At 67.4% G+C, this 8684-nt stretch carries 10 protein-coding genes; 9 read left to right on the top strand and 1 reads right to left on the bottom strand.

The genetic code is table 11. The features are described from left to right. The 9 genes from ELR45_RS29345 to ELR45_RS29305 form a co-directional block, all read left to right on the top strand. Positions 1–805 (top strand): AraC family transcriptional regulator (locus tag ELR45_RS29345; protein ID WP_205857505.1); only part of this gene is annotated, 805 nt, incomplete at its 5' end. Positions 806–1101: 296 nt separating this feature from the next. Further along, complete coding sequence (locus tag ELR45_RS29340) at positions 1102–1818, top strand: hypothetical protein (protein ID WP_129669463.1); 717 nt, start codon at positions 1102–1104, stop codon at positions 1816–1818. 192 nt (positions 1819–2010) lie between these two features. Then, positions 2011–3165, top strand: a complete 1155-nt coding sequence (rsgA, locus tag ELR45_RS29335; protein ID WP_129669462.1) for a ribosome small subunit-dependent GTPase A — start codon at positions 2011–2013, stop codon at positions 3163–3165. 157 nt (positions 3166–3322) lie between these two features. Continuing rightward, positions 3323–4489 (top strand): sensor histidine kinase, encoded by a 1167-nt coding sequence (locus ELR45_RS29330; RefSeq protein WP_129669461.1) that lies wholly within the window; start codon positions 3323–3325, stop codon positions 4487–4489. Continuing rightward, the gene (locus ELR45_RS29325) at positions 4486–5142 is read left to right on the top strand and encodes a response regulator transcription factor (protein WP_129669460.1); all 657 of its coding nucleotides are present in this window, start codon (positions 4486–4488) and stop codon (positions 5140–5142) included. Before ELR45_RS29330 ends, ELR45_RS29325 begins: the two co-directional genes overlap by 4 nt. 64 nt (positions 5143–5206) lie before the next feature. Then, the gene (locus ELR45_RS29320; RefSeq protein WP_129669459.1) at positions 5207–6136 is read left to right on the top strand and encodes an ABC transporter ATP-binding protein; all 930 of its coding nucleotides are present in this window, start codon (positions 5207–5209) and stop codon (positions 6134–6136) included. After that, positions 6133–6924: an ABC transporter permease gene (locus ELR45_RS29315; protein ID WP_129669458.1), complete on the top strand. Its 792-nt coding sequence runs from the start codon at positions 6133–6135 to the stop codon at positions 6922–6924. Before ELR45_RS29320 ends, ELR45_RS29315 begins: the two co-directional genes overlap by 4 nt. 50 nt (positions 6925–6974) lie before the next feature. After that, positions 6975–7349: a hypothetical protein gene (locus ELR45_RS29310; protein ID WP_129669457.1), complete on the top strand. Its 375-nt coding sequence runs from the start codon at positions 6975–6977 to the stop codon at positions 7347–7349. A 39-nt stretch (positions 7350–7388) separates the two neighbouring features. Further along, positions 7389–8234: an NAD-dependent protein deacetylase gene (locus tag ELR45_RS29305; RefSeq protein WP_240760228.1), complete on the top strand. Its 846-nt coding sequence runs from the start codon at positions 7389–7391 to the stop codon at positions 8232–8234. A gap of 80 nt (positions 8235–8314) precedes the next feature. Here ELR45_RS29305 and ELR45_RS39540 read toward each other — a convergent pair. Beyond that, the coding region (locus ELR45_RS39540) for a thiaminase II/PqqC family protein (RefSeq protein WP_205857503.1) at positions 8315–8684 on the bottom strand (370 nt) is incomplete at its 5' end.

The raw sequence follows: 8684 nt of genomic DNA, 5'->3' as shown, positions 1-8684 counted from the left end.
CGTGGATGAACCCTTGGACCTGATCAGGCTCGCCGAGATCGCCGGGTTCTCTCCGAGGCACTGGCACCGAATCTTCGTGTCAGCGTTCGGCGAATCCTTGCCATCGCTCGTCAAGAGGGTGCGCATCCAGCGGGCGATGTCGCAGTTGGTATCGGGCACGATGCCCGTCCGCCGGATCGCAGGCGAATGCGGCTACCCGGACCTGTCTTCCTTCACTCGCGCGTTCAGAGCGGCCACGGGGACCACCCCGGCCCGGTACCGCGACAGCGGGACGCATGTCGATCTTCGCCTGGCTCGCGCTCACAGGGACCCCGAGGCCTTCGACGTGGAATTACGGGCACTGCCACCGATCGAATGCATCGCGGTACGACACCGCGGTTCCTATCTGAGGATCGATCGGACATTCCATGACCTGCGAATCTGGCTCGCGGCTCATGGCTACGATCTGGCCGACCGGGAGATGTACGGCGTGTACATCTCGGACCCGACGCGAACAGCGGAAGCGGACCTGGAATCGATGGCGTGTGTGATCCGGCCGCCCGGACTTACCGGCGAACTGGAACCGCTGTCTTCCGACGCGGTCGACGTCGAGTACTTCACGATACGAGGCGGCCCTTACGCCGCGCTCACTCACGTCGGCGCTTACGCGGACATGCCGGACACGTACGCCTGGCTCTTCGGCCACTGGGTACCACACAGCGGTCGTCAGCTCGCCGACGATCCGGTCGTAGAGCACTACGTCACGAACCCGCAGGACAGTGCTCCGACCGCCAACACGGTCGAGCTACTGCTCCCGCTCGCTTAGTGGTCACGCCGGGTCACCGAAAAATCGGTGGCGCCGGTCTCAACTCCGCTGACGGCGAGGTCCTGGCCACGTACGGCGGCGACGTCCTGGCGTCGGCCGCGGCTGATCGTTCGCGCGGTTTCGAGTGGTGCCCTCGACGTCGATCGGCTGGTCCAACGGTCGACATCCTGGATCTAGGTAACGGCGAAGCCATCAGGGCCGCGTGAGCGAGCCGTCCGAAATGGGCTCCTCACACGCAATAAACCAGGTCTGACCTGAGAAAACAAGACTTGATTATCGCGCCGAGGCCACGGAGCATGGCTACCGTGGTTTGGGATCCCTTTGGCACGATCGGGCAGGCGTTGTGGATCGGTGGGGCACAGTGGGCGGGCAAGTCCACGGTGGCGAGAATCTTGGCGAAGCGGTACGGGCTGACCGCCTATCACTACGACTACCATGACGCGCGCGGACACCAAGATCGGCACGTTGCCGCCCGTGCACGTTCCGGTGACGCTGTGGACCCACCCGACCCCGAATGGATGTGGGTTACGCGCTCGCCTCGGCAGATGGCCGACGAGGTGATCGACGGCTTCCCGGCACGGTTCGAGTGGGCGCTCGACGATCTCCGAGCCCTGGTGAGCGGACGGCCGCTGATCGCCGAGGGCTGGGGGCTGCGGCCTGAGCTCGTCGCGCCGTTGCTGGCCGCGCCTCGTCGCATGGTGGTGATGGTCCCGACCGAGGAGTTCCGCCGACACCAACTCAGGGCGTTGGCGCGCGCGGGCTCCCTAGGCGTTGAGTTGAGCGATCCCGAGTTGGGGCAGCGCAACCGGATTGAGCGCGATCGGCTGGTCGCGTGCGATGCCGTGGAATCCGCCCGGCAACACGGCGTGCGCGTGCTCGATGTTGACGGATCACAGGACGCAGAGCGCGTCGCCGACGCCGTCGCCGATGAGTTCGCGCCGTTTCTCCCGTCCCGGGCCCCAGCCAGGGCACCGGGGATAAATCAGTGGCGGCGCACTGAATGCGACGGTTAGCGTATCGGCTACAGACACGGACGTGTTCGCAGGGAGTAGTGGCCGGTGCCCGTCGGGCGCCGCGGGACAGTGAGGAGGTGAGGGTCATGACTGTGAGGTTCGCATGCCTAGTGCCCGCTCACCTCGAGGTGCCGCAGCTGTAGATCGTCAGATCTTCGTGTGCGGGACCTCGCCGACCACGAAGGTCTCATCATGTCTCATCCACACGAACACGACCACCATGCATCGCAAGGCCTGAGCACGACGTCCGCCGCCGACGGCGCACAGGTGTTGCCTTTTCCAACAAGCCATGACCGGACAGGCGAGGTCGCCGAGGCGTTCGAGTCCTATGCCGGGTCGCACGTCCTCGGACGGGTCAGCCGCGTCGAGCGCGGCGGCGCCGAGGTTCTTACCGCGGACGGCGAGGTCCTGGCCACGTACGGCGGCGACGTGCTGGCGTCGGCCGCGGCTGACCGTTCGCGCTTCCCGGCCGCCGGCGACTGGGTGGCGATCCAGCACTGGCCCGATGGCCGGATCACTCTCGACGCGGTGCTGCCGCGACGGACAGCACTCGTGCGCGACAGCGCCGACCGTACATCCCACGGCCAGGTCGTCGCCGCCAACGTCGATCTCGTGGTGATCGTCGAGCATCTGGACCCGGAGCCCGACGTCGGCCGTATCGAACGGCTGCTGGTGCTGGCGTGGGGGAGCGGCGCCACACCGCTCGTCATACTGACCAAGGCCGATTTGGTGCCCGACCCGGAGGGCATGCGCGAGGAAATCGCCCGGGCCGCTTTCGGCGTCGATGTGCTCGCAGTGAGCGTGCCCGACGACGATGGGCTGGAGGAGCTGCGCGAGCGGCTCAGCCCCGAGACGACCATGACGTTCGTCGGCCCTTCCGGCGCGGGCAAGTCCACACTCGTCAACGCACTTGCCGGCGCCGAGGTGATGCCGACCAACGAGGTCCGCGCCCGGGACGGCAAAGGTAGGCACACCACCACGCATCGGGAGCTGATCGTGCTGCCAGGCGGCGGCGTGGTGATCGACACGCCCGGCGTCCGCGCGGTCGGTCTGGTCGCTGACGCCGACGCGATCGCCGAGGTGTTCCCGGAGATCGACGAGCTGGCCGAACAATGCAGGTTCCGGGACTGCTCGCACACGTCCGAGCCGGACTGCGCCGTCCTCGCCGCGATCGACGACGGCGAGCTCGACGAGAATCGGTTCGCCCGCTGGCGCAAGCTCGGCCGCGAGGCGGCCTATCAGGCCAGACGCGCGGACGCCCGGCTTCAGCGACAGGAGAGGGCGTTGTGGAAGCAGCGTGAGAAGGCGCTGCGCGAGCACTACCGAATCCGAGGCCGAAACCATTGAACCGTGAACTGCCACGACAGCGAGTCACCTTACTGCCGCTCCAACGACCGTAAGGTGACTCGCTGTGGACAGGGGCGGCGCATACGCAGCCTGCAGTACGTCGATGTACGGCGCAGGGCGGACGCCTCCGTCCTGATCTCTGAATAGCGTTGCCGCCGTGACGCCAGATTTCCGTTCCGAGCGTGGGCCCGCACGGGTCCCGTTCGGATGGAACGCCGACTCTGCCGCGGCCGGCGTCATCACGGTGTTCGTGGTCGGGGTGACCGCGCACCTGTCGATAACCCGGGACGAGCCGCTCGACTGGCAGGCGTATGCCTTGATCGTGGTGGCGGGCGCGGCGATGGCCTGCTGTCGGAGGTGGCCGCGAGGCACTGCGGTCTTCGCCACCCTGGCCGTCGGCGTCTACGTCCTGAGCGGGTACGTCAACGGGCCGATCTACGGGACGGTCTGGTTGTCGTTGCTGGCGCTGAGCCGGCTGACGGATCGGCGGACCACGCTGGCGGTAGCGACGCCCCTCTGCATCACCCTCGGCCTGAGCGCGCTCTGGGTAGACGGGCTCGTCATGCTGATGGTGCTGGTGGGATGGTCCGCCGCAGCGATCTTCCTCGGCGACGCCCTGCGCACCCGACGCGCCCATCTGGTCGAGCTCGAGGAACGGGCACGATATCTGGAGCACTCCCGTGAGGAGGTGGCGCGCAGGCGGATCGCCGAGGAACGGCTGCGGATCGCTCGCGACCTGCACGACGGCGTCGCCCACGCCATCTCGACGATCAATGTCCAGGCCGGAGCGGCTTCCCACGTCATCGAGCGGCGGCCCCATGCCGCCAAGGATGCGCTCGATGCGATCCGACATGCGAGCGGCGACGTGCTCGACGAGCTTGCGGTGATGCTGTCGGTTCTTCACGACGACGACGGTGCCGCGCGCGCTCCGGCCCCTGGGCTGGGCGGAGTCCAGCAGCTCGCGGACTCCGCGGAGAGCGCGGGGATCAAGGTCGAGTATTCGATGGAAGGTCCGACGGAGTTGGTGCCGCCTGCCATCGGCACCGCCGCATACCGCGTCGTGCAGGAGTCGCTGACCAACGTGATGCGCCATGCCGGAGCGGCGAAGGTCCAGGTGACGATCGATGTGGGCGGCGATCGCCGCATGACCGTCGACGTGTGTGACGACGGCGGTTGCGCGCCTCTCGTGCCCATGCCCAAGGGGACCGGCAGCGGCATTCACGGAATGCGGTCACGGGTCGAGTCGACCGGTGGCCGGTTCGAAGCCGGACCCAAACCAACCGGCGGGTTCCGAGTGCACGCGGCATGGGAGGGGCAGTCGTGATCAGTGTCGTGCTCGCGGACGACCAGCCACTGGTACGGGCGGGTTTCGGGATGATCCTCGACAATGAGGACGAGATCGAGGTGGTCGGCGTAGCCGGCGACGGAGCCGAGGTCCTCGAGGTCATCTCGGCACGCCGTCCCGATGTGGTGCTGATGGACATCCGGATGCCGAAGGTCGACGGGTTGGAAGCCACCCGGCGGATCGTCGAGGACACTGAACTGAGCGGTGTGAAAGTCCTGATCCTCACGACGTTCGAGCTCGACGAGTATGTCTTCGAGGCGCTGCACTCCGGCGCGAGCGGCTTCCTGCTCAAGCACACCCAGCCGGCGGAGCTCGTTCGTGCCGTGCGGGTGGTCGCCCATGGTGAGGCGCTCCTGTCGCCGTCGGTGACCCGGCGGCTGATCGCCGAGTTCGCCTCCATGCCCAAACGCGCGGAGACGATACCGCAGGCCATGTGGGCGCTGACCGAACGCGAGCAGGAAGTGGTGGGTCTCGTGGCGCTCGGGATGTCCAACGACGAGCTCGCCGCTGAGCTCGACATGAGCCCGGCGACCGCGCGTACCCATGTCAGCCGCGCGATGGCCAAGCTGGGTGTACGGACCCGTGCGCAGCTGGTTGTGCGTGTATACACGTCGGGATTCGTACGTCCATAAGCGTAGGCCAAGGAGTCGTCACTCGGCGGACGACATCGGAGCCCGTCTCTCCGAGTCTTGAAACATGACACAGAACGTTGCGGTCATTGCGACCGACCGACTGACCAAACGCTATGGCGAACGCGTCGTCGTAGACGAGCTCACTGTCGAGGTGCCGGAGGGCTCCGTCGTCGGGTTCATCGGCCCCAACGGAGCGGGCAAGACGACGACGATGGCGATGCTGCTCGGCCTCGTCAGGCCGACGGCGGGGGACGCGACCGTGCTCGACGAGCCCGTGCGTAACCCGGCCCGCTATCTGCATCGGGTAGGTGCGCTGCTCGAAGGGCCCGCACTCTGGCCGGGACTCACCGGAGCGGAGAACCTGCGCGCGATGGCGCGCCTGGCCGGGCACGACGAGAGCCGGATCCCGGAGATCCTCGATATCGTCGGCCTGTCCGATCGGGCTGACGACCGGTTTCGTGGCTACTCGCTGGGGATGAAGCAGCGTCTCGGCGTCGCAGCGGCATTGCTCGGCGATCCGGAGCTGCTTGTGCTGGACGAGCCGACCAACGGGCTGGACCCGGTCGGGATAACCGAGATGCGCGCTCTGATCGGCCGCATCGCGGCAGAGGAGCGCACGGTCCTCGTCTCGTCACACCTGCTCGGCGAGCTCGAGCAGGTCTGTGACTGGTTGATCATCATCGACCAGGGAAAGCTCATCTACGCCGGCGATTCGGCCGGGTTCGGGACCGGCACGGCCGACACGATCATGCTCGCCCCGCTGGACCCAGGCCATCTCACGGTTCTGGCCGACGTCGTCACGACCGAAGGCCTTGAACCCCGGCCGGACGGCGACGGGCTGCTGGTCACCGTTGAGGGACGAAAGCCCCGTGAGCTGGCCGCCGAATTGAACTACGCCGCGCTGATGTCTGGGATCGTGCTCGCCGAGCTTGAAGTGCGGCGACCCACTTTGGAGTCCAGTTACCTCAGCATCCTCGAAGGAGAGAACGCGTGATACGCACCTTCCGTGCCGAGCTCGTCAAGTTCACCCGGCCCCGAACAGTCGCCGTCACGCTTCTCCTGGCGCTTGTCGTCGGGGTCAGCGGCGCCGCACTGGTGATGGGCAACGCCTCGCCGGTGGCCGAGGCCGGTGATGCCGACTATGCCACGACCGTCGAAGGGCTGGCCGAGGCCGGCGGCGGCACCGAGCTGTTCCGGCGGACGGCGAGCTTCGCCGGCTCGCTTGTGTTCGTGCTTTTCGTGGGTGTCTTCGCGGTGGAGTACTCCCGCGGGACCTATAGGACGATGCTGCTGCGCCAGCCGCATCGGCTCCGGCTGCTGGCCGGGAAGCTGCTGGCGCCGCTGGCTTTCGCGGCGGGTGTGCTGGCCTTCACCGCGATCGTCTTCTGGACCTCTGGCCTGGTGATCGCACCCGGGTACGACATCTCGACCGATGCGTGGGTCAGTGCTGACGGCCTGCTGGCCGGCCTGGGCGACTACGGGATGATCCTCATCTGGATGACGGGATACGCCGTGTTCGGGATGACGGTGGCGATGCTGCTGAAGTCGGTGCCACTGGCGCTCGCCGTCGGCGTCGCCTGGGCGATGCCGTTCGAGCACATCCTCTACGGGCCATGGCCGACAGCTCAGCAGGTGTTCCCTGGGCTGCTGCTCGAGGCCGTGGCGGAAGGCGGCAGGCCCGAGGTGACCGCCGGCGTGGCGGCGATCAGCTCCATCGGCTACATGGTGCTGTTCATGACCGTGGCGGGACTGGTCTTCCAGCGACGGGACGTGACGGCATGACGCCCCGCGGAGTGGACCCGGGTCCAGACTCGCCGCGGTCGGTGAGGTCGATGCTGGCAGCGCTGACCGTTGCGGGAAAGGTGAACGTCGTCGCGATGCTGGTGATCGCGGCCGGCGCTGCGCTGCAACTGCTCGGTGGCGACACATCGACGCCGGCGGCGCGCTCGGCGGCGATCTTCTCGCTGGCCGGGGTCGGCCTCGTCGTCGCGGGGCGGCGGCTGTGGGGCCCCGTGACCGGCGTCGTCATTCCGTTGTTCTTACTGGTGTCTGGTCTGGCCGTATCGGCTGGAAGGGACAACCTCAATGATCCGGAGAGCGGTATGGTCCTCGTCGGCGTCCTGGTGCAGTACACCGGCGTGATTGTGGCCCTGGTCGCGGGCCTGGCGGCCCTGCGAGAACGGCGCGCACGGGCGCAGACGGATTGATGACCTTGATCTGCAAGCACATACCCTCGAGGCGTGACGATGGACATGGTGGCGGTCGAGGACGCGGCGGCCGCGGCGGCAGAGATACGTGACACGCTCGGGTCCGGGCCGATCTCCGTACTGACGGGTGCCGGGATCTCCACCGACTCGGGGATCCCGGACTATCGCGGGCCGGACTCGCCGCCGCGCAACCCGATGACATACCAGCAGTTCACGGGCGACTTCGCGTTCCGGCGCCATTACTGGGCCCGTAACCATGTGGGCTGGCAGCATATGGCCCGGACCGAGCCCAACGACGGTCATCGCGCACTCGCCCGTCTGGAAGCGATCGGTGTGGTGAGCGGCCTGATCACACAGAACGTCGACACGCTGCACGAGGGGGCGGGTAGCCGGCGACTGATCGACCTGCACGGCCGGTACGACCGGGTGATCTGTCTGTCTTGTGGCCGGGTGATCACCCGTGAGCATCTGGCCGAGCGGCTGACCGTGTTGAACCCCGGGTACACCGCAGACGTGGCGGACATCGAGATCGCACCGGACGCCGACGCCGTCATCGCGTCCACTGAGCAGTTCCAGGTGGCGGACTGCGAGTACTGCGGCGGCGTCCTGAAGCCGGACATCGTGTACTTCGGCGAAAACGTGCCGAAGGCCCGGGTCCTCGAAGCGTACGGATACGTGGACCAGGCGGAGGCGCTGCTCGTGGCGGGGTCGTCGCTGACGGTCATGTCCGGCTTGCGCTTCGTGAAGCATGCGGCCAAGCACGGCAAGCCGGTGGTGATCCTGAACCGTGGCGAGAGCCGTGGGGACGACCTGGCCACCCTGAAGGTCGACGGAGGCTGTTCGCCGGTGCTGCGGTCGTTGGCCGAGGCATACGCGTCCATGTGATCCCGAAACCCCGTGACGTCGGCATGAGCTGAGCCCGTGGTTTCTCGCCCCGCGGCGCCTGACCCCCCACCGGGAGCTCGTCACGCTGCGGCGATCGCATCCCAGAACATGAGTTCGTAGGCCTGGAGCAGACGCGCCGCGGACTTCGCACGCACTGGGGAACCGCCGGCACGCAGGCCGGAATCGATCACGGCGTGTGCCTGCTCCTCGAACCCGGGCGGCGGCGTCGCGAAGAAGTCGAAGAACCCGACCGCCGTGTCGTCTGCGCCGTACTGGGATCGCAACGCCTGGGCGGTACGGCTACAGCTCGTGCCCCACGCGTCCAAGTTGGCGAGGAAGGCCATAGCGACGTCGGCAGCCGAGCCGTTGAGGGCCAGCCAGGAGACGTAGGCCGTATAGGCGTGTGCCCCCGGCGTCGGCTGGTAGTCGCTCAGACCGTCTGGGTCGAGC

The sequence above is a fragment of the Phytoactinopolyspora endophytica genome, from assembly GCF_004138495.1.
Taxonomy (GTDB): domain Bacteria; phylum Actinomycetota; class Actinomycetes; order Jiangellales; family Jiangellaceae; genus Phytoactinopolyspora; species Phytoactinopolyspora endophytica.
This window is presented reverse-complemented; position numbering and strand designations above follow the sequence as displayed.

Coding starts and splice junctions, on each gene's coding strand:
- ELR45_RS29340 (WP_129669463.1), top strand. CDS start 1,102: ATGGCTACCGTGGTTTGGGATCCCTTTGGCACGATCGGGCAGGCGTTG.
- rsgA (WP_129669462.1), top strand. CDS start 2,011: ATGTCTCATCCACACGAACACGACCACCATGCATCGCAAGGCCTGAGC.
- ELR45_RS29320 (WP_129669459.1), top strand. CDS start 5,207: ATGACACAGAACGTTGCGGTCATTGCGACCGACCGACTGACCAAACGC.
- ELR45_RS29310 (WP_129669457.1), top strand. CDS start 6,975: ATGCTGGCAGCGCTGACCGTTGCGGGAAAGGTGAACGTCGTCGCGATG.
- ELR45_RS29305 (WP_240760228.1), top strand. CDS start 7,389: ATGGACATGGTGGCGGTCGAGGACGCGGCGGCCGCGGCGGCAGAGATA.